Below are 22,140 nucleotides of genomic sequence, written 5' to 3'. Positions count from 1 at the left end.
GGTTACCTAAGTTTCGGATCGAATGCGTCCCGGACGACGTCGCCGAGCAGAACAAAGCTCAGGACTGTGATGCCGAGAAACAGCGAGGGAAATATCAGCAAGTGGGGGCTCACAGTAAACAGTGACTGGGCTGCTGATAACTGCAGCCCCCACGAGATGGCCGGGTACTGCAGTCCGACACCAAGAAAGGTCAGTGTCGCCTCAGCGACGATGAAGGCCCCGATATTCAGTGTGGATAACACAATGACCGGGGTTACTGCGTTAGGAAGAATATGGCGGGTGATGATCCTCCAGTTGCTGGCCCCCAGACCGCGCGCGGCAAGAACATAGTCAACGTCGACTACAGATTTGACCGTAGAGCGCATGAGCCTTGCCAGCGTGGGCCACCCAAGAAGTGCCAAAACGAAAGACACCGTCCAAATGCTGCGTTCAGAGAAGCTGGTGAGCAGGATGAGCGCACCAAGAAGGAACGGGAAGCCGAAGAAGACGTCACTGATTCGGGAGATTACGGCGTCATACCATCCGCCGAAGAAGCCGGACAGAGATCCGAGAATGACCGCCAGGATGAAGCAGAATAGGGTCACCAAGAGCCCCACGCTGATTGATGCGCTGGCGCCGTGGACGACATTGGCGTAGACGTCGCAGCCTTGGGTGTCGAAGCCGAAGGGGTGTCCGGGGGCGGGCCCGTTGTTGCTTGTTGCCAGGTCGCATTGGCGGGGATCTCCGGAGCCGAACAAGCCTGCAAAGAGTGCCGGCCAGGCCGCCATGATCAGCATGATGATCACGATGGTGGCTGAGATCAGGAAGATCGGGTTGCGGCGCATGTCGTTCCAGGCGTCGCGGGCCAGGCTCGACTGTGCGTGGTCGTCCTTGGGTGTTACTTCCGGAAGGACCGTGGGATTGTCGCTTAGGACTTGTTCACTCATATCTGATCCTTGGGTCTAGTACGCCGTACAGAAGGTCCACCAAAAGGTTCGTCAACAGGAAGATGAGAACGAGCAGACTTGCCACACCGACAACAACAGCGCCTTCCTGAGCGGCGGTTGCTCTGAACAGGAGCTGACCGATGCCCGGCAGGTTGAACACACCCTCGATGACGATTGCCCCGCCCATCAGGTAGCCCAGGTCGATGGCGAGGAACGTCACGGCGGGGACAAGTGAGTTGCGCAGCACGTGGCGTGTCAGGACGCGGAAGTTGGACAAGCCCTTGGCATGGGCTGTGCGCGTATAGTCTGCCTTCAGGTTCTCGAGCACGCTGGATCGGACAAGACGGGCGACAGATGCCATACCAGTGGTGGCAAGGATGAAACCGGGCAGGATGTAACTCATCCAACCATTGCCGATACCGGAGACGGGGAAGATTCCCGCCTTAACGCCCAGAAGAATCTGCCCCATGTATGCCAGTACGAAGACAGGCAGGGAGATGATCCCAATGCTGAAGAACAAGATGACGTAGTCAGTGATCTTGCCGCGGACCGCGGCAATGGTGCCCAAGGCTATGCCGATGACGGCTTCGAAGAGCAATGCCGTCAAGGCCAGGTTAATAGTGACCGGCCAGCGGGAACCCATCTGTTGGGCAACGGACCGGCCGTTGAAGTCCGTCCCGAGGTCCCCACGCATAAGGTTGCCGATATAGGTGAAGTACTGCATGTAAAACGGATCATTGAGGTGGAATTGCTCCCGCAATGAGTTGATGGTGCTTTCGGACATGGGGCGATTGCCGCTTAGGGCACGAATTGGGTCTCCGGGTAACGCCCAGACCGCGGCGTAGATTATGAGTGTCACGCCGAAGAACACGAACACCATTTGGATGAGTCTGCGGACGGTATATCGTCCCATTGAGTCACCTCCTGCAAATAGATAGAGCTAGGTAGCAGCCAGGGCAGTGTGGGTTGGCAGGATTTCGCACCCGCCAACCCACACCGGCTGCTACTTGAGGGCGATCTGATCGAGCATCGGCCCGGACAGGGTGATCGTGGGCTTCTGAATACGGTCGCTGTATGCGTTGACCTGGGAGATGTTGTACATCGGGGCCACGGGGAAGTCCTTCATGATTTGGGCGTCTGCATCGTGGAATCGTGCGGTTGCCTCTTCGTCGGTTTTGGCGCTTTTCGCCTGTTCGATGAAGTTGTCCACTGCTTCAGTCCCGTAGAACCCGGATCGCGGGTTGTAGGCACTGGTCTTCTGGAAGACTCCGGAGAGAACATCAAGCGGTGTGGGAAGTCCTGCCCAGCCACCGCTGAAAGGTCCCTTTGCGCCGGCGGTGAGGGTAGTGAGGTATTCACTGGCCGTGGGCGATGCCACAAGTTTCACTTCTGAGATCCCGAGGTTCTGACGAATCCCGTTGGCAACGGCCTGGAAGTATGACTCAAGGCCCTTGCCGGCCTGATACTGGATTTCCATCGGACCTGACCATCCACCAGCGGATTCCAGCAGGGCTTTGGCCTTGGCCGGGTCGTACTTGCAGTACTCGCCGCAGCTGTCCGGAGAACCACCAAGCGTGCCTGGAGCCAACAAACCATTGGCGGGCGTATAAAGGCCTCCAAAGATCTTGGAGGTAATGGCTTCACGGTCGATCGCCATGGAAATAGCCTGACGCACCCGCACATCCGAGTAGCGTGGATCCGCGATGGGGAATCCGAGCCATTGGGTGTAGACCTGGTCGGAGGTAACGACACGGTCAGCGAAGTCGGTCTTCACCTGGCCGAGCTTGCTGCTGGGCAGCGTCGTGTAGGTGCCGTTGAGGTCGACGTTGCCGGCCAGCAGATCCGTGTATGCAGTGTCGGCACTGGTGTAGATCTTGAACTCTATGTTGCTGACTTTGGGCTTGGTCCCCTTGTAGCCGTCATAGGCCTTGACCTTGACGCTGCTTGTGGTGCTTTCCCAGGTGCCGTCCATTTGGAAGGGCCCGTCACCGATGGGGGCTTTGTCGTACGCCTTCAGGTCTGCGAGGGCTGCCTTCGGCAAAGGAGACCACGCCGTGACGGTCATTGCCATCTCTACTTTGAGCTGGCTGTCTGGGCTCTTCAGCGTCACTTCGAAAGTGTGGGGGTCGATGACCTTAAGCCCGGAGAGTGTCTTGCTGGTGGGTTCACCGGTCTTCGGGTTCAAGGCCTCATAACCTTCGACACCGGCCAGCTGATAGTTCTGACCCCAGGCATTTGGTCCGTAAGCGGCGGTGTTGATGCCGTCAACGTAGCTTTGCGCGGTTACTTCTTCTCCGTTGTGGAAGGTCCAGCCAGGCTTGATTTTGACGGTCCAAACCTTGTTGTCCGTGGTGGTGATGCTTTCAGCCTGGACGAGTTCTACCTTGTTTTCCGCGTCGAATCCGACGAGTGGAGCGAACAAGGCGTTGTCCACATCGATGTTGTATCCGTTTCCCCATCCAGGGGTGATGTGGTCGAGTTCGAACATTGCAACGGAGATGCTTCCGCCGGTAGCTGTTCCGTTGTCACCACCACTGCTGGTGGTGCTGCATGCCGTCATGGCAAACATGCCAACCGTCAGCATTACTGCCGCTCCGGTTCTTAGACCGGTGAACTTCTTCCTTCGTTGATTCAATTGACGCCTCCTTCAGATGAAACTGTGAATTGTGGGAATGCTTAGCCACAGCTGCGCGACTCGTCCGCACCTTTCCCGTCGTGTTCGGCCAACCATGTCGGGGACTCAAGCCAGCAGTTGCTGCAGTAATTCGGGTGACTCCGCCCAGCGGAACCAGTTGCTAAACCAGTGGCCACCGCTGAGGAACACCATTTCCTGGCCGCTTTGACTATGGGACCGGACCTCACCGGGTGAACGGTTCCCCTGCCAGAAATCGGCGGAGCCACGAGAGTTCTTGCTCCCACCGGCCGATCAGGCCCGGGAGGGATGCCCATTGCCGCTTTTAAGGCTTAGGCGCAAACATAAAAGCTCGCACCTTATGTGTAACACCTCACACCTTGGCTGTCTATGCCTGTTTAGTAAATGACTTGTGAGTCGCCTACGTGGTGATGAGGCAGGCGGTTGGTGAGCAGGCTACTGCCCGCTTCCGCGGACATTTGAGTCTTCTGTGCAGCGTTGTCACGGCAGGTGAATCAGACGAAGATCTGTCTGGTCGGGCATGGTGGAGGGGATCGGGAGACGCAGGCCTCTGGGGTTAGGACTCTTCCCATGATCGGGGGTGCAGTCCGTGCATTCCGGCATACTCAGGCAAGCCCGGGGACTTCCAGCCTGACAAAATCGAGTCGTCTACTTTGTACACTTCCACCCCGATCGGGCGGCACACCTCGATGGGGTCATGTGCGCCGGGCCCCCAAAGGGGAACAGACAAGTCGCCACCGGGGCACGTGGAGAGTGCCACCAGAAGATCGACCTCGGCGAAGAACTCGAAGTAGTCCCCAACTTTTGCCGGGCAGGTCTTCATAAAATACTGGTCCTTGTCGTTCAGGCCGGTGCACTGAAAAACGTTCAGAACGTCATGGACGTCGAATTCGGTCAGCCCGAAAGGAAGCACTGCGCGGGTCAGGTTTGAGTGACAGTGGTAGTCGAAGTCCTCGCCTGTCAGCATGCGGTTGACGTACGGATCGCATCGCGTTCCCAGCGTGTCGTGCACACGTCCTCCCTCACTGTCGACGCCATAGTTTTCCAAGGTGTCCGCGGTGATGGTAGCCAGTGGGCGCAGGTAGGGCAGGTTGGACCAGAGGCGGTCGAACGTGGTGACGTGGGCAGCCTGCAGCTGCCGGGTCCTTGCGGCCCAAAAGCGTTCACGTGGGTTGTTGAGGTTCCAGATGTTCAGGTCAGCTACTTGCGGGCCGTCGACAGTCAATAGCCGGCAGACGTGTCCTGCAGGGACCTTCCAGGCCTGACCGGAGCGGATGGGAATGGTGAATGACTCCACTTTGGTCCGGCTATCGGTTTCCGAACCAATCCGGCCGTAGAGGTTTTTGTCGACGCTGAGTGCGGGTCCTTTGTAGGCCGCCTCTGTCAGAGCGGTTGCGTTGTTCATGTAACTCCTTTGTATTCGAGGCGTTGATGCGCCTGGGCTGGAGGTCTGGTGAAGTGCCAGACCGGCTCTTGTGACCTATAAATGCCGCGACGGCTGACTACTAGCTGACCTGTACCCCCGCGGCCCGGAAAGTGCTCCCCAGCGATGGTGTGTTGGTTATCAGCTGGCGGGTGTAGGGCTGTTCCGGGGACGAAAGGACCTGAGCTGTGTCGCCATATTCGACAATGTTTCCGTCGGCGAGGACGGCGACTTTTTGCGCGATGGAGCGCACCAGGGGGAGGTTGTGGGTCACAAAGACCATCGAGACGCCGAGTTCGTGCTGCAGCTGGCCCAGCAGTTCGACGATGGCCGCTTGTACACTCACATCAAGGGCAGACGTCACTTCGTCACAGATCAGGACCGAGGGAGACGAAATAAGAGCGCGCGCGATCGCGACTCGTTGCCTTTCACCGCCGGAGAGTTGATCGGGATAGCGGTTGGCGTAGCTCGCGGACAGCGACACTTGCTCGAGCATCTCGGCCACACGGTCCTGGGCTTCGCGGCCCTTCGCGATGTTAAAGACCCGTAGCGGTTGGCCCACGGAGTCGCCCACTGTCTTCCGTGGATTTAGTGATCCGTAGGGGTTCTGGAAGATGTACTGGATCTGCCGGCGCGACTCTTTGCTTCGGGCACGGGCCGCTGTTTCCAGCTCCTGATCTCCCAGCAGGACGCTGCCGGTCCAGTTGTGGTGAAGACCGGCGATGGAGCGGGCCGTGGTGGTCTTGCCGGAGCCTGATTCACCGACGACGGCCAGACACTCGCGCTTGCCCAGTGTCAGGTTGATCGAGTGGAGTACTTCGGCCTTACCGTACCGGGCTACCAGGTTGCGGAGGGTCAGTACAGCTTCGTTCCCATCCGTACCGAGAGTGTCGACACGGTCACCAGCACTCGTTGAAACCTGCTTGACCACCTCGTGTGCGCGGATGCATCGGGCGCTGTGCCCTGTTCCGACACTCACCAAGGGAGGAACGTCTTCGTCGCAGGCCGGCACGTGCATTGAGCACCTCGGGGCGAAAGGGCAACCCGGTGGACGCTGTCCTGGTGATGGTGCGTGTCCCGGGATACCAACCAGAGCCCTGCCGCCAGTCAATCGTGGGATGGCGGACACCAGTCGGCGGGTATACGGGTGCGCTGATGAGTTGAACAGGTTCTCAGCCGGTCCCAGCTCCGCGATTCGACCGGCGTACATCACCGCGACACGCCGGGCCAAGGCCGCGACCACCGCCAGGTCGTGGCTTACATAAAGTGCCGCCACTCCATGCGCTGCTGCAAGTTCCCGAACGGTCGAAAGCACTGTTGCCTGTGTGGTGACGTCCAGGCCGGTGGTGGGTTCGTCGAGGACGATGAGCCGGGGCCGGTTTGCGAATGCCATGGCCAGGCCAATCCGCTGCTGCTGGCCGCCGGAGAGCTCGTGCGGGTACCGGTTTAGATACTTGGGGTCATCGGGCAGTGCAACTTCGCGCATCATTTCCGCTATGCGCTTGTCGTGCTCGCGCCGGCTGCCTCGGCCGTGGGCTTCCAGGACTTCCCTTAGCTGGATACCGATGCGCAATGCGGGGTTAAGTGACGATGCGGGGTCCTGGGGGACATAGGAGATCTCCGATCCCCGCATCCGTCGCAGCTGCCCCTCCTGCAGGTCCAGGATGTTTTGCCCGCCCAACAAAACAGAACCTCCGGTTATGCGAAGGCCGCTGCGTGTGTGACGGAGGAGGGCCAGCCCGACTGTGGTTTTGCCCGAGCCGGACTCGCCAACAACTCCGAGTACTTCTCCGGCAGCGATGTCGAATGAGACGTCGCTGACGACTTCGATACCGGATGTTGTGGAGATACACAGGTTCTTTACTTGGACGGCGGCGCTGTTGGCTGCGTCCGATGTCGGCTGTTGAATGTTCATGCGTTCTCACGCTTTCGATCGATGCCTGCTGCGGTGCGTGCGATTCCGTCGCCAATCAGGCCGGTACCCAGGGTAAGCAAGGCGATGGCGATGATGGGGAGGAGCGCACCCCAGGGCTGGAAGGACAGGGCAATCCTGTTCTGTTGAATCATCGTTCCCCAGTTCGGGGCGTTCGGGTCAGAGGTCAGCCCCAGGAACGCCAATGCAGCGATGGTGCCGATGGAATACGTCAGCCGCAGGCTTGCCTCCACCATCATCGGACCCAGGATGTTGGGCAGCAGCTCATCTGTCATGATGCGGGTCCGGGACTGCCCCATCGTCTCCATGGCAGCAACGAAATCGCGTTCAATCACAGGAAGTGCCGCGCCGCGGGCCACACGGGCAACGCGGGGGGCAGTGGTAAGCACGATGGAAGCGATGACAACCCATTTCTGTGGTCCCACGAGGCTGACAGCCAGAAGCACCAGCATGATCTGGGGAAATGCCATCACGACATCCATGCCGCGCATAAGGACATCATCCAGGGCGTTGCGCGAATAAGCTGCGATGAGGCCGATGGCTATTCCAAGGACGAGCCCAAGACCTGTCGAGACCGCTGCCGTGACCATGAGGTCGAGTCCACCGTGCAGAAAACGGCTTAGTACGTCCTGGCCAAGGTAGTCCGTTCCAAACACCGCTTCAGCCGTGGGAGGGGTATTGGGCAAGGTGACGAAATCGCTGGGGTCGTGCGGAGCGACATAGGGGCCGATAATTGCAACGGCTACCAGCACCAGCACGAAAAGCGAGCCGATTCTGGTACGCCACAATCTCAAGGACCGGGCCAGAAGCGTGGAGGACTTTACCGGCGGCGTCGGCGTACCTGCGCCTTCAAGGCGAGCAATGGCTTCTTCAGTGGTGCTCACAGACGTGTCCTTAAGCGCGGAGTAACAAGAATTGTGGCTACGTCAGCCATCAGATTCACGACCACGTAGACGGCCGCGATCAGCATGGCGAGGGCCTGGACGACCGGAACGTCGTGGTTCGCCACTGCATCCTGCAGGGCGCCTCCAATGCCGGGGTAATTGAAGGCGTATTCAACTACAACGATGCCGCCGGCCAGGTATGCCAGGCTCAGTGCGATCGACTGGAAGGCTGGGCCGATCGCATTGGGCAGCGCGTGGCGGACAAGGACGATCCGCTCAGAAAGTCCTTTGAGCCTGGCCATCTCCACGAAATCGCTTTCGAGTACCTCGATCATGGAGACCCGCATATTGCGTGCAATGTAGGGAACGACAGTCATGACGAGCGTGAGCGTCGGCAGGACGAGGATCGCTGGATTGTTCCACGGAAGCTGTCCCGGCGGCACGGGGCTGATAGCCGGGAGGACGTGGAAGACGGTGGTGGAAAAGAAGATGACCAACAGCACGGCAACTACGAAGTCCGGCAGGGAAGCGAAGACGAGCATCAGGTTTGAACTGATGGTGTCGACAAGCTTCTCACGACGCAAAGCGGCCCACGAGCCCACGGCGATGGACAGCGGGACGGCGACCAGCGCCGCGCAGAGCACCAGGACCGCCGAATTTACAAGCCTCCCGGAGAGCAGCTCGGCCACCGGCTTTTGGCTTGTCAGCGAATCTCCGAGTGATCCCTGCAGCAGGCCCCCTGCCCAGTTCAAGTACTGCTCGAACGGAGAGACATCGAGGTTGAGTTCCTGCCGCAGGGCTGCCAGCCGCTCCGGCGTAGCGTCCCGGCCAAGGAGCGCTTTGGCTGGGTCGCCCAGCGCCTGCGTCGCCACGAAAACAAGCACCGAGACAAGTGCAAGCACCAGAATGCCGAGCAGCACTCTCCGCAGGATGAAGGCGGGGATCCCGCCGTGCCTAAACCAGGTCATGAATGATCTTCCTCCTTAGGCGAGCCAAATGGTTCGGAAACCATAGCCATAGTTGTTCAGGCCCAAGGTGGTTTTGGCCTGCGTCAGTCCCTGCAAAGTGGGGGTATGACCGTCAAACTTGCTGGGGAAGTACGGAATGATGTAACCGCCGTTGTCGTACTCGAGCTGCTGCATCTTGTGCTGAACCTCAGCGCGCTGGGCTTCGTCTGTTGCTTCGAGCGCCTGGTTGTAGAGCTTCTCGAATTCGGGCCCCTTGTCGCTCTTTGCCCACTGGGTTTCCGGGTACAGGGAGTTGGACAGTCCGGACAGCTTGACCTGGTCCAGGTACGGGCGCCCGGCCCAGTACACCGATGAGAAGGGCACTTTGAGGTAGTACTCGTCGGAGTAGAACTTGTCGCTTGGGAGGGTCTTGACGTTGACGGTGACTCCGGCATCTTTCGCCTGCCTGGCAAACACTGTCGCCATGGAGACCATGCCATCGGTCAAGTCCGCCGTATAAAGGTCAACCGTAAGGTTCTCTTTGCCGGCATCCTTGAGCAGAGACTTCGCCTTCTCGATGTCACGCTGGCGCTGGGGCAGCTTGTCGAAATATGCGGCGTCGTAGCGGCCATAGACGTCATTGCCGATCTGCCCCTTGCCGGAGGCGACCTGATCGAGCATGGACTGGCGATCRACGATCAGCCGGAATGCCTCTCGGACCCGGTTGTCATCAAACGGTGCCATGGTTGTCACCATGGACAGACCGACCCACCAGCCCGTCTGCGATTCGAGAACCTGCTTGCCGCTGGCCTGAACAGCGGCAACCTGTGCCGCCGGCAAATCCGTCGCTGCATCGACTTGTCCGGCGAGGAGTGCGTTTACCTGCGCGGTCGCATCTGCGAAGTCGGTAATCGTGACGGTGTCGAAGTAGGGTTGGCCTTCCCGCCAGTAGTTCGGATTGCGCTCATGGACGCTTTCCTGACCTGGCGTGAAGCTCTTGAGCTTGTAGGGCCCGGTTCCGATCTGCGTCGAAGGATCTCCGGAGAAGGCCTTGTAGTCCACGGGGACAATGCCAAAGTAATACGCGGCCAAGGTGTCGGGGACCGTCGAGTCTGCCGTTTTCAGCGGTAGACGAACGGTGTAGTCATCCATCTTGGTGATGCCAGTGATGTCCCAGGTGGCCGTCGCAGTGTGGCCCCGCAGAGTTTTGTCGGTGCCAATCCGCTGTAGCGAGTAAATGACGTCATCGGCGGTCATCGTCTTGCCGTTATGGAATTGGACGCCTTGACGCAGCTTGATCGTGTACTGGGTGGGGGTGTCTGCCACGACGCTTTCGGCAAGACCGTCATTGGACAGGCGGAAGTTTTCATCCCGTGTCAGGAGTGTTTCGAAGGCAGTCATCAACCGGGGCGCATCAGGGAACACCACGAAATTCTGGCCGTCGAATATGTCCTTGGATCCGCCACCGATCACACCAACCCGGAAATTCCCTCCGCGCTTGGGTGTCCCACTGGCCCCGCCAGTGGGACTGGTTGATGTCCCGCCTGGGCTACATGCGGCCAAAGCCGCGGCAGCGCCCAGACCGCCGGCTCCAAGGAGAAGTTGGCGCCGGGTAAAACTTGCTGCCGCCCATAACCTCCTGGAGTCGCTTCCCTCGGGGGCAAGGATTCCGTCTTCTTTTGTCATGCTGAACACCTCTGTCATTGGGTTGGGCTTGTTCACGCTTTGGACCAGATCTTGTCGAAAATACGCATCCAGTTCTCACCGAGGACCCCTCTGATCTCCTCATCGGTGTAGCCACGTTCGACAAGGCGGTCCGTGAGTCGATGCAGAGTTGAGGGATCTTCGATGCCTGCCGGAAAGTTCCACGGGGGCGGTGGGTAGTTACCGGGGTGCCACAACCCATCAGAGATGAACTGCTCGTACTGGACGATTCCGCACTGGTAATAGTCAAGGCCCAAGCCCACATGTCCCGAGCCTGCGAGTGAGTCAATGTGGACCATGTGGTCGATCAGATCGTCCAGCGTCGGCGCTCCTGCGTCCCGGACGAAGGCTGGAAAGCCGTTCAGCCCTATCACTCCGCCGTTTCCTGTGACGGCCCGGATCAGCTCATCGGAAAGATTCCGTTTGCTCTTGTGCACACTGCTGCAGTTCGAGTGCGAAACGATGCACGGTGAGGCAGAGGCCTCGATCGCATCCAGGGAAGTCTGTACTCCCGTGTGCGCAAGGTCCACTGCGATGCCTAGGCGGTTGAGCTCTTCGACTACTTTGTGGCCGAACTCGCTCAAGCCTGCGTTTCCGGGTTCCTCGCAGCCATCGCCCACGGCACTGCGTTGGTTGTATGTCAGCTGCACAATCCGGACACCAAGTCGTCCGTACAGCTCGACAAGGTTGTAGTCGTACTCAATGGGGTGAGTGCCTTGGAACTGCATGACGACCGCCAGTTTTCCGTCAGTTTTAGCCTGACGGATCTCCTCAGTTGTCGTGGCCAAAACAAGACGGTCGCTGCTTTCACTGAGCAGCTTATAGAAGCCGCCGATGCTCTTCATGGTCTCTCGGGCCGATTCGGTGGAAGCGACAGTAACCACGCAACATGTGGCTCCGCCGGTGATCCACTGATCGAAATTTTCGCTCCAGTGATCCCCAGGGCAGGTGCCGTCCACAATAATCGATGTCCTGTGGAGAGCCTCCGCACGCTGCGCAGCTTCCGGAGCGACCCCTCCCTGGGGTGCGCTCACTCCCTGAGAGGTGGCCAATGACGTTTGGTTCATCGTTCCGGGTTCCTTCATTCGTGCCTTTGATTAAGGCAGGTTGCTGTTTCGGAGGGGTCCGTGTCCGCTGACCCGGACTGCGCGGCGGGCACCACGCCCCTATGACAATGGGGCCGGCAGAGCGGGGATGTTCATTGGTCACCCAAAGAGCGAAGGCTCTGTTCAAACACACGATCTCGCCAGCAACCCTCTGGGTATGTGAAGCAGGTCATAACCAGACTATAGCGATTGTTCAACGATCCCGTCAAGGTGTAGGGCGTAAGGTATCGCTGGTGAAGATCAGTCTTGCTTTTTCTGCGTCATACCTAGGTTCCATCTGGATTTTTTGGTTGCCGGATCGTTGAACAGTCTCTAGTATTTCGGTATGACCATAAGCGATGCGCCTGAGCGCTCACCCCTTTCTGCAGCGGAGTTTGTGCAATCTGACCTGCGTCGGGAAATTACCGAAGGACGTCTTGTCCCGGGTGAACGGCTGGTGGATTCATCGCTCGCAGATCGTTATGGGGTTTCCCGAAACACTGTCCGGGATGCGCTGCGGTTACTGACCGCCGACGGGCTGGTGGCAAGCATCCGCAATGCGGGCAGTTCGGTCCGGAGCCTTGAGGTTAAGGACGTGCGGGATATCTACACAGCCCGGCGTCTGGTGGAGGGCGCCGCCGTCATCCAGAGTGCCCGCGCAACCGAAGAACAATTGGCGCATCTGGACGCCGTCGCAAACGCGACTGAGCGTTTCATCATCGAGCGAAACTGGAACGATGCCGGTACATCGAGCTTGGCGTTCCATCAGGCCCTTGTTCAGCTCGCCAACTCAACCCGCGTGAATGCATTCTTCGAGAATCTGGTTGCCCAGCTCCGTCTCGCGTTTGCCTTCATGCCCGACGAGCGCCGCTTCCAACGTCAGTGGTCTGCCCGGGACCGGGAGATCGCCGACAGAATCCTCTCCGGTCAGCGGGATGAAGCGGACGCCCTGCTCATGAGGTACCTGAACGAATCCGAGGCAATGGTCCTCGACGGTATCCGCCAGGCCGCCCGGGCAAGTCAGCAGCCCTTGGCCCTGTCCCCCTGAGCGCCCCCGACGCTGCCCGGTCGGTATCTGCGCCAAAGTCTGCGGCACAAGGTCCGCGCCCTACTGATCAACTCCGGTCATGAGTGCCGCCGTGACGGCTCCAGCGCCGAAGGTCAGCAATCCCAATCCCACTGCCAGAACTAAAGTCGACTGCGCCGTGATGATGCAAACGATGCCAGCTGCAATGGCCACCAAGGTTGCCACAGAATAGGCGCGCATCATGGATTCTCCTGGTTCTTGGCGTCCCTGCGTACGGCGGCCGCTTCCTGATCGTCATTCACGGATTCCTGGGCTGGTCCCGCATAGACCCACAAAACGGTCTCGCCCTCATGCGCCGGCATCAGCTCACCTTCACTGACCATCCTCTGCCGTGAGGGGCACTCAGCCGGGGACCAAGCACCGCTCTGGGGGCAGTGGCTGCCTGTTGATGCGCTGAGGCTCAAGAAGCCGGTCTTTAAGCTACGTGCCAGGGGCCTGATTCTGGGTGTCATCCGCTACTCCTCGAAGGGGCTACTGCTGGGTAATTGAAAACGGACAGTTCGGGGATCGCCGAACGTGGCGCTGACAGTGCCACGGTCGGCCCGCCCAGGTGTTTCTGAACGGGCCAACCACTGCCGCGATCAGATCAACGTGTCGGAAAGGTCGTTGGGCGTGCCGAACCTGTGCGCGGTAATAGAGACAGCCTGTTCCTGAAGGAATGTCAGCAACTCGACACGGCCGGCAGCGACAACGTCGTTGGCGTAGAGGGCTACATCGGGCTTGCCATCAAGCGCCGATGCCGCGGCCTGCGATGACGCTCCGATCAGACGGATTCGGGCACCAGCATCCGGCCCGTTCTTGGCAGCGTAGGACGCAAGACGCTCTGCCAAGGCGTGCTCGTCTTCGGTGACCACGACGACTCCTGCATCATGGAGTACTTTCGTCACCATCGCGGGTAGCGAATTGTCGCTGCTGATGATGATGGCCTCCCGTGGTGCGGTACCGTTCCAGGCCGTAACTCCGGCAGAGGCGATGCGCAGCACCTCGGCCAATCCGTGTCCCGACGTAGGTCCCTCGAAACGGACAGTCACAGGAACCGGCTTGTAGCGGAAGACGTTCCGTTCGGCCTGCAGCCCGGAAACGTCCCTTGCGATCCCGAAGTCCGCGCTCCAGACTTCCGCGTCCGAGTACAAGGCCGACTGCAGCCACGAAACATCCGGGCCAGCAAGGGCCCCTGCCGCGGTAAGGGTCTTCGCTGCGCCAAGGATCTGTGCGGAGTGTGGAGGCAAGTGTCCGGAACCAGGGGCGTGGATTGGTGCGTCCTTCCACGATCCGAGTCCGACCAGGTAGTTCGGTCCCCCGGCCTTGGTGCCAGCGCCGACAGCCGATTTCTTCCATCCACCAAAGGGCTGGCGCCGAACGATGGCACCAGTGATGCCACGGTTGATGTAGAGGTTGCCGGCCTGGATGTTCTCCAGCCAGTACTTCAGTTCAGCCGGGTCCAGGGAGTGCAGCCCGGAGGTGAGGCCATAGTCGATGTCGTTGACGATGCCGACCGCTTCTTCCAGGGTTTCAGCGGTCATGACCCCCAGGATGGGTCCGAAGTACTCTGTCTTGTGATATTCGCTTCCCCGCTTCACACCTGCCCGGACGCCAGGGCTCCAGAGCTTGCCGCTGTCATCGAGTCTGCGGGGTTCAAGAACCCAGTTTTCCCCGGGGCCCAGGTTGGTGAGGCCATGGAGCAACTTGCCGTTGGCCGGTTCGATGATGGGGCCCATTTGAGTTTGCGGATCCACCGGGTAGCCGACCTTGAGTGAGCGGGCGGCATCGATGAGCTGCTGGTTGAAACGGCGGGAGGTGGCCACGGATCCGACGAGAATGACCAGTGAAGCGGCCGAGCACTTCTGCCCGGCATGGCCGAAAGCGGACTGAACGACGTCCCTGGCCGCAAGGTCCAGATCCGCGCTCGGGGTAACGATGATGGCGTTCTTGCCGCTGGTCTCCGCCAATAGCGGCAGATCCTTGCGGAAGGATCGGAACAGTTCAGCAGTCTCGTAGCCGCCGGTGAGGATGAGCCGGTCAACGGACGGATGGGAGACGAGCTGTGCGCCCAGGTCCCGTTTTGCGAGCTGGACGTATTGCAGGACGTCCCGGTCGACCCCTGCTTCGTCGAAGGCCTCCCAGAGGGCTTCGACCATGACCGCGCCGCAGCGGCGTGCCTGGCGGGCGGGCTTGATGATGACAGCAGAACCGGCTGCCAGCGCCGCCAATGCGGAACCGGCCGGGATAGCCACCGGGAAGTTCCAGGGCGGGGTGACAACCGTCAGTTTTGACGGGACGAAGTGTGCACCATCAACGGTGTCCAGTTCTTTGGCCAGTTCGGCGTAATAGTGGGCGAAATCGATGGCTTCCGAAACTTCCGGATCACCTTGTTCAAGGGTCTTGCCGCATTCAGAGGCCATGACCTCGAGTAGCTGCGCGCGGCGGGCTTCCAGGCGCACACCGGCACGATGGAGTACAGCCGCTCTCTCGGCGCCAGTGAGTGCACCCCATTTTGTCCCGTGAGACGTTGCGGTGCGGATGACGCTTTCGAGAGCATCCTTGGAATGCAGTTCAAAGGTATCGGCCGTCGCCCTGCCGAGGTTTGAAGCAGGCACGCGTTCGAGAATTGCTCGGCCCCATGTCCTGTTGGCCGGCAGGTCGGGGTCCGTATCAGGAGTGTTCTCGAAGCTTGCCGTTGGCCCGCCATGTCCGGAGCCTCCCATTTCCAAAGATGCCCGCCCGGTCTCTTCAGCGAGTTTTGCCTCAGCGTTGAATCGGGTACGGTCCTGGACGCGGTTGGGTCCCGGGACGGTGTTTCTGAGCCGGGCCAAAGAATCCAAGGAGGCCAGGAATCGCTGCTTTTCGCGCTCGAACAGGCCTTCATTCTTGTCCAGTTCGAAGACGGCGGACATGAAGTTTTCCTGGCTTGCGCCCTCTTCAAGACGGCGGATGAGGTAGGCGATAGCCACGTCGAATTCGCTGGGATGCACGACAGGGGTATAGAGAAGTAAGGATTTTACGTCGCGCTTGACGGCTTCTGCTTGGCCGGTCGCCATGCCCAGGAGCATTTCGAACTCGAGACCTGAGGTAACGTCCCTGGATTTGGCCAGCAGGTGCGCCAGTGCCACGTCAAAGAGGTTGTGCCCGGCAACGCCGATCTTGACGTTTGCGATTCGTTCCTTGGTCAGCGAGTAGTCCAGGACGGCTTTGTAAGAAGTGTCCGAACCCTGTTTGGTTCCCCATGTGGCCAGAGGCCAGCCATGGAGGTCGGCGTCAACCTGCTCCATGGGAAGGTTCGCACCCTTGACCACCCGGACTTTAACGGGGGCTCCACCGCCCGCTGAGCGCTTGGCAGCCCACTCCTGCAGGTCGATCATCGCCGCGAGAGCGTCTGGAAGATAGGCCTGGAGTACGATGCCGGCTTCAAGCTCGCGGAATTCCGGACGCTCCAGCAGCTTGGTGAACACAGCGATAGTCAGACCAAGGTCTTTGTACTCCTCCATATCGAGGTTGATGAACTTTCGCGGCTTCGCCGTCGCAGCCAGTCGATAGAGCGGGGCCAGCTTTTCCACGATGTGCTCCACTGCTTCGTCGAAAGCCCAATGGTTGTGGGGGGCGACGGTAGAGGAGACTTTGATGGATACGTAGTCCACATCCTCGCGCGCAAGCAGCTTCCGTGTTCCCTCCAGCCTGCGGGACGCCTCGCCTTCGCCGAGGATGGCTTCACCCAGAAGGTTGACGTTCAGGCGGATCCCATCCTTCCTGACCTTGGCGATCGAACGGCCGAGCTTTTCATCCGTTGCATCCACAATCAGATGCCCCACCATCTCCCGGAGCACTTTACGTGCCACCGGAATAACGACGCCGGGCATCAGCGGCGCAAGGGAGCCGCCAACGGCCACAGCTGATTTCATGTACCACGGCAGAAACGATGGAACCTTCGGAGCAATGGCCTTCAGGTTCCGGGCCGCCACGCTCAAGTCCTCCGGGCGTACCACCCCGTCGACAAAGCCAACAGTGAATTCAAGGCCGTTAGGGTCTTTCAAAACACCAGCCAGTTGAGCCGCGGAGGCATCCACCGGAATCTTGGCCCCTTCGGCCAACCAATGACGGACCAAGGCAACAGCTTCATCTGCGAGGTCTTCCGGCTGGACAAGCTGGACCCGGGTTGTTGAGTTTTCAGTCATTTGTACTCCTAGTTGGAAACACGCAACGGTTCAGTCGGAGCTGGTGTTGCGAAGGGAGAGGAACCGGGCTGTGTGGGCGGGATTCCCTGGCCGGTCTGAACATCAGTATGGAACCCCTCCCCCTTAAGAAAAAGCGATGATTAGTGGAGGGTACCGATCGAGAAAAGCGACGTATTGAAGTGAGGCCCTACATTTCGAGGCATTCATTGGAAACTGGGTATCCCTTACACGAAATAAGGAAAAAGCTTGCCTTATCTACTAGTAAGGTATTACGCCTTATGACTACTATGGGTCTATGAAACGCAGAGATGTGGACTGGCAGGCTTCGCCGATCGCCGTCAGGCAGTTACAGACCGGGCGGCCATGCCCTCGGTCGGGATGGTGGTCCGCTGATGGCCAGAACGCCCTCCCGGTCCTTGTTCTGGAAGGCAAGTCAATGCCCACCATTGAAGGCAAGGTGGTGGCCTGGCGTCCCTTCGCGGAGCCGCTGCCGGTCTTCTTCGATAGCGATCCCGACTTCCGCTGACGTGGCGCCGCCAGGTTGCCCGTTCACATCGGCAATAGCAGCCGTACGGTTTCAGCAAGTGCTGCGCGGACTGCCCTCAATACCGGATGCCCGGCGCTGGCACGYCTCATTGAAGTAAAAAGGAGCCGTTGCGGGTCCCCTTCAAGACCCAGCAGCCTGGCTCCGATCGACCTCTCCACCCAAACGAGATCAGGCAACAGCGCCACGGCATTACCCGTCTCCACCAGCCGCACGTGGGCCTGCAAGTCCGGGGTTTCATAGCGGACGTCGGGTTCAAATCCCGCAGCGCGGCAGAGTTGCTCAGCCCAGTGACGGGACGCAGCTCCATGGGGTTCCATGACCCAAGGAACATTGGCCGCTTCCGCAAGGCTGGTCACGTCGGCGAAGCCAGCTGTTGCCGTCACGGAGGGAACGGCCAAATGGATTGTGTCAAGCGTCAGATGCTGTCTGTCCACGCCTGGATAATGGGGCGCCGCGTGCCCCGGGTACTGCTCAGCCACGACGAGGTCGAAGTCACGGGCCCACACTTCATGCAGTGCCGTCTCGGGTTCATGCTGAACCATTTCAACCCGCAGCTCGGGATACGACTCCCTCAAAGTCCGCAGCGTCATGGGCATTAGCGCCAAGGTGGCCGTCTGGAAGACCGCAAGGCGCACCGTGCCGCGCACTTGTCGGCGGCTGGCCGCCAGGGCAGTTTCGGCCTTCTCAAGGGCATCGAGAAGAGCGTCAGTATGCTCAATAAGAACCATGGCCTGGGGGGTCAGGGCGACCCGGCGACCCGCCTTACGGAAGAGCTCGACCCCCGCCTCTTTCTCCAGCAAGGCGAGCTGCTGGGAAACCGTTGAGGGGCTGTATGCCAGGGCCGCAGCTACTTCGGCGAGTGTTCCACGGATACCCAGTTCGCGCAGCAGCCGCAGGCGGCGAATCTCCAGCATGACTTCTTCTCCATCCCGCCGCACAACATTGGACGTGGTTTCCTCTGAGCCGTGTTGATTCGGCTACCTACGGGCGGGCACCTCCTGCCGATGACCCCCGGGACAACATTGACAAGGGCTGCCAGGCTGTTTATACATAGTAAGGTATTACATATCAATACTTAAGGCCTTGGCGCCCCGGCGACACCGTGGTCGCCAGGCGATGCCCGAGGCAGAACACGTTGGGACCTGCGCGTCTTCCCACGGTCAGGGTGGTTCAGCACGTATTCCACCGGGGGCACCCCGCAGGACGACCCAGAAATATCGATAGGACATTCATGAGTCTCTCGGCGGCGTCGGATCCGACGACCCTTGCTGCGCCCACACCTTCGCTTTTAACGGCAGCCAGCACTTCCGAACAAACAGGGCTGGAGGTCATCGAAAGCTCTCCATCCACTTCTGCCGGACATTTGATAGTGGAGTCGCTGGCGGCTCACGGAGTCCGGAGAGCCTTTGTCGTTCCCGGTGAGAGCTTCCTTGACGTTCTGGATGGCCTCCATGAATCGTCAATAGCTACTGTCGTGTGCCGCCATGAAGGCGGAGCCGCCTATATGGCAGAAGCCGACGGAAAATTGAATCAGGTGCCCGGAGTGGCAATGGTGACCCGAGGTCCAGGGGCCGCAAATGCCCATGTAGGGCTCCATACCGCTTGGCAGGATTCAACTCCCATGGTCCTTTTTGTTGGACTGATTCCGTTTGCGCACCGGGACAGGGAAGCCTTCCAGGAATTTGACGTCAAGGCCTGGTTCAGCTCGGGGGCCAAGAGGGTCATGATCCTGGACCATCCGGAAAGGGCCTCGGAAATTGTCGCCGAAGCGATGTTCGCCGCGATGAACGGCCGGCCCGGCCCGGTCGTTGTGGGTCTACCCGAAGATGTGCTGCAACAATCCGTGCCAGCAGCAATCCATCCTCCCATCCCTGTCGCCACCGGCGGCATGACCACCGTGGACGTCGAAACGCTCCGCACAGCCCTGGCTGCCTCTTCCTCACCTTTGTTCGTCACCGGCGGCAACGACTGGACCCAACAAGGCGCCTACGAACTCACCCGCTGGCTCGAACGGAACCACATCCCCGCCGCAGCGGAATGGAGGACCCAGGGCACCATACCGTTCGACTCACCGTCGTATGTGGGGCCGATCGGCTATGGTCGACCCAAACCGACCTACGACCTGCTCGAAGAGACAGATCTTCTCATTTTCGTTGGAACCGTCCCGGGCGATGTCATCACGGACGGCTTCCTCTGCAGGCAGGACTGGACCAAGAAGAACTTCCTGGTCACCATCGACCCTTCCCTGCGCGGACGCTCCGGCCCTGTTTCATACCAAATCGTGGCTAAACCAGATGTCTTCGTCCGGGACCTCGTGGCCATTGAATTGCCCGTAAGAGATGAATGGAAAGCCTGGTGCGGGCGGATGCGACGCGAACAGGAAGACTTCGCAGCACTTCCCCCCGCAACTCCAGCCGACGGCCCCGCGCGCATGGACACCTTGATGGCAAACCTGGTACCAGCCCTTCCCCGCGACGCCATGGTCACTTTCGGCGCCGGCGAACACACCAACTGGGCCCACCGGTACTTTCCGACCCGCCTGTACTCATCCATGATCAGCGCACGAAACGGATCCATGGGCTATTCCATCCCGTCCGCGGTCGCAGCATCCCTGGCCCAACCCGGACGACGAGTCGTAACCATAGCCGGCGACGGAGAGTTCCTGATGAACGGCCAGGAACTGGCAACTGCGGCCCAGTACGGCGCAACCCCATTGGTCATCGTCATGGACAACCAGGAATACGGAACCATCCGGACCCATCAGGAACGCCACTACCCCTCGCGGGTCTCCGGCACTCAACTGAAAAACCCCGACTTTGCACTCGTGGCTACGGCCTTTGGCGGGTTTGGAACCCGGGTGGAGAACGACAAGGACGTACCAGCGGCTCTGGATGCCGCACTCTCGGCCATCGACAACCAAGGCATTTTCGCGCTGATCCACATGGTCGTTGAACAACGAGTTAAGGCCTACTAACGCCCGAACATCCCACTCCTATCCGTAACCGAAAGGGGCACTGTGGAAGGCATTTTGGACCATATACCGCAAGATTGGACGGATCTGGATATCGGCGACCCTGTCACCGTCACCGAACCCGGGCAGGACTTTTACCAGGCGACGGTCGACGCCAAGACGCTTGATTCCCACAATCCTGTGGGTCAACACATCCCCCGGCAGGCGCGCTTTCGATTTCCGGGAGGGTGTCCTCATTGCCCACGATCAGTCAGAGGGATCATCCCGCTTTCAAACCGCGACCGAATGAGCACCGCTATGGGAATTCCCGCAAAAGCGCCTTCCTCAGGACTCAACAAATATCCACCCTGGAAGATACCTCGCTTGATTCGTTGGGGTATTACACCTTGAGGATGATATTGGCTAGATTCAGCATGCGTCGCTGAGCCGGGCGGCCTGCGAGGAGCGCCACATTCGGCAACAACTTGTACTGAACCGCCCCACCCCCAGCTCGACATTGAACCGCTGTGTTTGGCCGTTGCGCCAGCGTCAGCACAAATCACAACCCGGAAGAACCATGAAAACAATAGTGATTGGGGCGGGCGCAATTGGCCTGTCTTCGGCCTACTACCTGCGCAAAGCGGGACATGAAGTAACGGTCATTGATGCGGGCCAGCCAGGCGCCAAGGCTTCGGGACATAACGCAGGCTGGGTGGTACCCAGTATGTCCACTCCCGTTCCCGCTCCTGGAATGATGCCGCAGGCTTTGCGTTGGATGCTCCGCAAAGACAGTCCCCTATATGTCTCCCCCAGCATCAGCCCCAAGTATCTTGGCTTCATGTTGCAGATGCTGCGCAACTGCACGACCGCGCGCTTTGAAGCGGGTCTGGAGGTCCTGTCGCATCTGAGTCGTGAGACGCTGCAGTTGTTCGATGACATGGCCGCTGACGGGGTATCGTTCGAAGCCCACAACGACCCCCTCACGATGCTGTACACCAGCGCATCCAACCTGGATAAGCACGCGGCCGAACTCGAGACGATGGAAGGGCACATCGAGGACTTCAAATGGCGGCTTCTTGAAGGTTCCGACCTGGCCAGGGAAGTACCTGGCACTGTTCCGCAACTGGCGGGGGGATTACAGACCTACGGCGATCGATCCCTTGACCCAGCTTCCTTAACCCAGGGGCTGACGGCTGCCTGCCGACGGGACGGGGTGGAGTTTCGCCTTGGCCGGCGCGCACGTCTTCGCAGCGCAACACATGGGTCAGTGACAGTTGAAGTTGGTCAGGAAGCCCTTAGCGCGGACAAGGTTGTTGTTGCGGCGGGGGCATGGACCAACGAAATCCTTGCCGGCATTGGAAGCTCCATCGCCTTGGCCTCCGGGAAGGGATACGGTTATGACCTTCCGCTCCAGCCTGATGGCCCACAGCATCCGATGTATCTTGCTGAGGCAAAGGTGGCCATTACACCGCTGAATTCCAAGGTCCGCATCGCTGGAACCATGGGCTTCGGCAAAGGCACGAACGAACGCATCAGCAGGGTGCGAGCTGAGGGGCTGCTGAAGAGCCTCCCGGCATACTTCACCCAATGGCCATCTCTCCCGACACCGGCGGAGCCTTGGACGGGTCTCCGCCCCATGACCCCCGACGGGCTACCGATCATCGGCCCTTTACCAAAGCACCACGATGTCCTCATAGCTACGGGACACGCAATGTTGGGAGTTAGCCTGGCGCCCCCGACGGGCCGGCTCATAGCGGAGCTGGCTGTCGGTGAAGCATCTTCCCGGCACCTTTCCAGCCTCGCCGCCGACCGTTTCAAGCTCTAGCCCAAAG

Annotated in this window: 17 protein-coding genes; 4 read left to right on the top strand and 13 right to left on the bottom strand. The window is 59.8% G+C overall.

The genetic code is table 11. From position 1 onward, the window contains the following. Positions 1-2: 2 nt before the first annotated feature. The 9 genes from AB4Y87_RS19935 to AB4Y87_RS19895 all read right to left on the bottom strand — a co-directional run bounded on the left by AB4Y87_RS19935 (position 3) and on the right by AB4Y87_RS19895 (position 11,537). The gene (locus AB4Y87_RS19935) at positions 3-926 is read right to left on the bottom strand and encodes an ABC transporter permease (RefSeq protein ID WP_442006014.1); all 924 of its coding nucleotides are present in this window, start codon (positions 924-926) and stop codon (positions 3-5) included. Continuing rightward, positions 919-1,839, bottom strand: coding sequence for an ABC transporter permease (locus AB4Y87_RS19930; protein ID WP_442006013.1), 921 nt, complete (start codon positions 1,837-1,839; stop codon positions 919-921). The genes AB4Y87_RS19935 and AB4Y87_RS19930 overlap by 8 nt, the downstream gene beginning before the upstream one ends. 90 nt (positions 1,840-1,929) lie before the next feature. Then, positions 1,930-3,561, bottom strand: a complete 1,632-nt coding sequence (locus AB4Y87_RS19925) for a peptide ABC transporter substrate-binding protein (RefSeq protein ID WP_442006012.1) — start codon at positions 3,559-3,561, stop codon at positions 1,930-1,932. Positions 3,562-4,135: 574 nt separating this feature from the next. Then, positions 4,136-4,984, bottom strand: coding sequence for an urea carboxylase-associated family protein (locus AB4Y87_RS19920; protein WP_442006011.1), 849 nt, complete (start codon positions 4,982-4,984; stop codon positions 4,136-4,138). Positions 4,985-5,084: 100 nt separating this feature from the next. After that, on the bottom strand, positions 5,085-6,917 hold the full coding sequence (locus AB4Y87_RS19915; protein ID WP_442006010.1) for a dipeptide ABC transporter ATP-binding protein: 1,833 nt from the start codon (positions 6,915-6,917) through the stop codon (positions 5,085-5,087). Continuing rightward, positions 6,914-7,819, bottom strand: coding sequence for an ABC transporter permease (locus AB4Y87_RS19910; RefSeq protein ID WP_442006009.1), 906 nt, complete (start codon positions 7,817-7,819; stop codon positions 6,914-6,916). Before AB4Y87_RS19910 ends, AB4Y87_RS19915 begins: the two co-directional genes overlap by 4 nt. Then, the gene (locus tag AB4Y87_RS19905; RefSeq protein ID WP_442006008.1) at positions 7,816-8,787 is read right to left on the bottom strand and encodes an ABC transporter permease; all 972 of its coding nucleotides are present in this window, start codon (positions 8,785-8,787) and stop codon (positions 7,816-7,818) included. The genes AB4Y87_RS19910 and AB4Y87_RS19905 overlap by 4 nt, the downstream gene beginning before the upstream one ends. Positions 8,788-8,802: 15 nt before the next feature. Beyond that, positions 8,803-10,452 (bottom strand): ABC transporter substrate-binding protein, encoded by a 1,650-nt coding sequence (locus AB4Y87_RS19900; protein ID WP_442006007.1) that lies wholly within the window; start codon positions 10,450-10,452, stop codon positions 8,803-8,805. Between the two features lie 32 nt (positions 10,453-10,484). Continuing rightward, a complete protein-coding gene (locus AB4Y87_RS19895; protein WP_442006006.1) occupies positions 10,485-11,537 on the bottom strand; it encodes a dipeptidase in 1,053 nt (350 codons plus the stop codon). Positions 11,538-11,901: 364 nt separating this feature from the next. Here AB4Y87_RS19895 and AB4Y87_RS19890 point away from each other — a divergent pair, with 364 nt between their 5' ends. Next, complete coding sequence (locus AB4Y87_RS19890) at positions 11,902-12,603, top strand: GntR family transcriptional regulator (protein WP_442006005.1); 702 nt, start codon at positions 11,902-11,904, stop codon at positions 12,601-12,603. 60 nt (positions 12,604-12,663) lie between these two features. On the opposite strand, the gene AB4Y87_RS19885 is transcribed toward AB4Y87_RS19890, so the two are convergent. The 3 genes from AB4Y87_RS19885 to AB4Y87_RS19875 all read right to left on the bottom strand — a co-directional run bounded on the left by AB4Y87_RS19885 (position 12,664) and on the right by AB4Y87_RS19875 (position 16,811). After that, entirely contained in the window at positions 12,664-12,825 is a 162-nt protein-coding gene (locus AB4Y87_RS19885; protein ID WP_442006004.1) for a hypothetical protein, read from the bottom strand. After that, the gene (locus tag AB4Y87_RS19880; RefSeq protein WP_442006003.1) at positions 12,822-12,944 is read right to left on the bottom strand and encodes a hypothetical protein; all 123 of its coding nucleotides are present in this window, start codon (positions 12,942-12,944) and stop codon (positions 12,822-12,824) included. Before AB4Y87_RS19880 ends, AB4Y87_RS19885 begins: the two co-directional genes overlap by 4 nt. 279 nt (positions 12,945-13,223) lie before the next feature. Further along, entirely contained in the window at positions 13,224-16,811 is a 3,588-nt protein-coding gene (locus AB4Y87_RS19875) for a proline dehydrogenase family protein (RefSeq protein ID WP_442006002.1), read from the bottom strand. A gap of 295 nt (positions 16,812-17,106) precedes the next feature. On the opposite strand from AB4Y87_RS19875, the gene AB4Y87_RS19870 reads away from it, so the two are divergent. Next, complete coding sequence (locus AB4Y87_RS19870) at positions 17,107-17,337, top strand: hypothetical protein (RefSeq protein ID WP_442006001.1); 231 nt, start codon at positions 17,107-17,109, stop codon at positions 17,335-17,337. A 23-nt stretch (positions 17,338-17,360) separates the two neighbouring features. On the opposite strand, the gene AB4Y87_RS19865 is transcribed toward AB4Y87_RS19870, so the two are convergent. Further along, complete coding sequence (locus AB4Y87_RS19865; RefSeq protein WP_442006000.1) at positions 17,361-18,272, bottom strand: LysR substrate-binding domain-containing protein; 912 nt, start codon at positions 18,270-18,272, stop codon at positions 17,361-17,363. 317 nt (positions 18,273-18,589) lie between these two features. On the opposite strand from AB4Y87_RS19865, the gene AB4Y87_RS19860 reads away from it, so the two are divergent. Both AB4Y87_RS19860 and AB4Y87_RS19855 read left to right on the top strand, forming a co-directional pair. Then, positions 18,590-20,332: a thiamine pyrophosphate-dependent enzyme gene (locus AB4Y87_RS19860; RefSeq protein ID WP_442005999.1), complete on the top strand. Its 1,743-nt coding sequence runs from the start codon at positions 18,590-18,592 to the stop codon at positions 20,330-20,332. Between the two features lie 553 nt (positions 20,333-20,885). Next, the gene (locus AB4Y87_RS19855; RefSeq protein WP_442005998.1) at positions 20,886-22,133 is read left to right on the top strand and encodes an NAD(P)/FAD-dependent oxidoreductase; all 1,248 of its coding nucleotides are present in this window, start codon (positions 20,886-20,888) and stop codon (positions 22,131-22,133) included. Positions 22,134-22,140 lie beyond the last annotated feature (7 nt).

The sequence above is a fragment of the Paenarthrobacter sp. RAF54_2 genome (assembly GCF_052113945.1).
Classification (GTDB): domain Bacteria; phylum Actinomycetota; class Actinomycetes; order Actinomycetales; family Micrococcaceae; genus Arthrobacter.
Note: the sequence above shows the minus strand (reverse complement) of the source record. Positions and strands in the feature narration are given on the sequence as shown.

Excerpts from the sequence above, each read along its gene's own strand:
- AB4Y87_RS19905 (WP_442006008.1), bottom strand. The coding sequence starts at position 8,787 with ATGACCTGGTTTAGGCACGGCGGGATCCCCGCCTTCATCCTGCGGAGA.
- AB4Y87_RS19935 (WP_442006014.1), bottom strand. The coding sequence starts at position 926 with ATGAGTGAACAAGTCCTAAGCGACAATCCCACGGTCCTTCCGGAAGTA.
- AB4Y87_RS19870 (WP_442006001.1), top strand. The coding sequence starts at position 17,107 with ATGAAACGCAGAGATGTGGACTGGCAGGCTTCGCCGATCGCCGTCAGG.
- AB4Y87_RS19915 (WP_442006010.1), bottom strand. The coding sequence starts at position 6,917 with ATGAACATTCAACAGCCGACATCGGACGCAGCCAACAGCGCCGCCGTC.
- AB4Y87_RS19890 (WP_442006005.1), top strand. The coding sequence starts at position 11,902 with ATGACCATAAGCGATGCGCCTGAGCGCTCACCCCTTTCTGCAGCGGAG.
- AB4Y87_RS19875 (WP_442006002.1), bottom strand. The coding sequence starts at position 16,811 with ATGACTGAAAACTCAACAACCCGGGTCCAGCTTGTCCAGCCGGAAGAC.
- AB4Y87_RS19860 (WP_442005999.1), top strand. The coding sequence starts at position 18,590 with ATGAGTCTCTCGGCGGCGTCGGATCCGACGACCCTTGCTGCGCCCACA.
- AB4Y87_RS19880 (WP_442006003.1), bottom strand. The coding sequence starts at position 12,944 with ATGCCGGCGCATGAGGGCGAGACCGTTTTGTGGGTCTATGCGGGACCA.
- AB4Y87_RS19920 (WP_442006011.1), bottom strand. The coding sequence starts at position 4,984 with ATGAACAACGCAACCGCTCTGACAGAGGCGGCCTACAAAGGACCCGCA.
- AB4Y87_RS19885 (WP_442006004.1), bottom strand. The coding sequence starts at position 12,825 with ATGATGCGCGCCTATTCTGTGGCAACCTTGGTGGCCATTGCAGCTGGC.
- AB4Y87_RS19895 (WP_442006006.1), bottom strand. The coding sequence starts at position 11,537 with ATGAACCAAACGTCATTGGCCACCTCTCAGGGAGTGAGCGCACCCCAG.
- AB4Y87_RS19855 (WP_442005998.1), top strand. The coding sequence starts at position 20,886 with ATGAAAACAATAGTGATTGGGGCGGGCGCAATTGGCCTGTCTTCGGCC.
- AB4Y87_RS19930 (WP_442006013.1), bottom strand. The coding sequence starts at position 1,839 with ATGGGACGATATACCGTCCGCAGACTCATCCAAATGGTGTTCGTGTTC.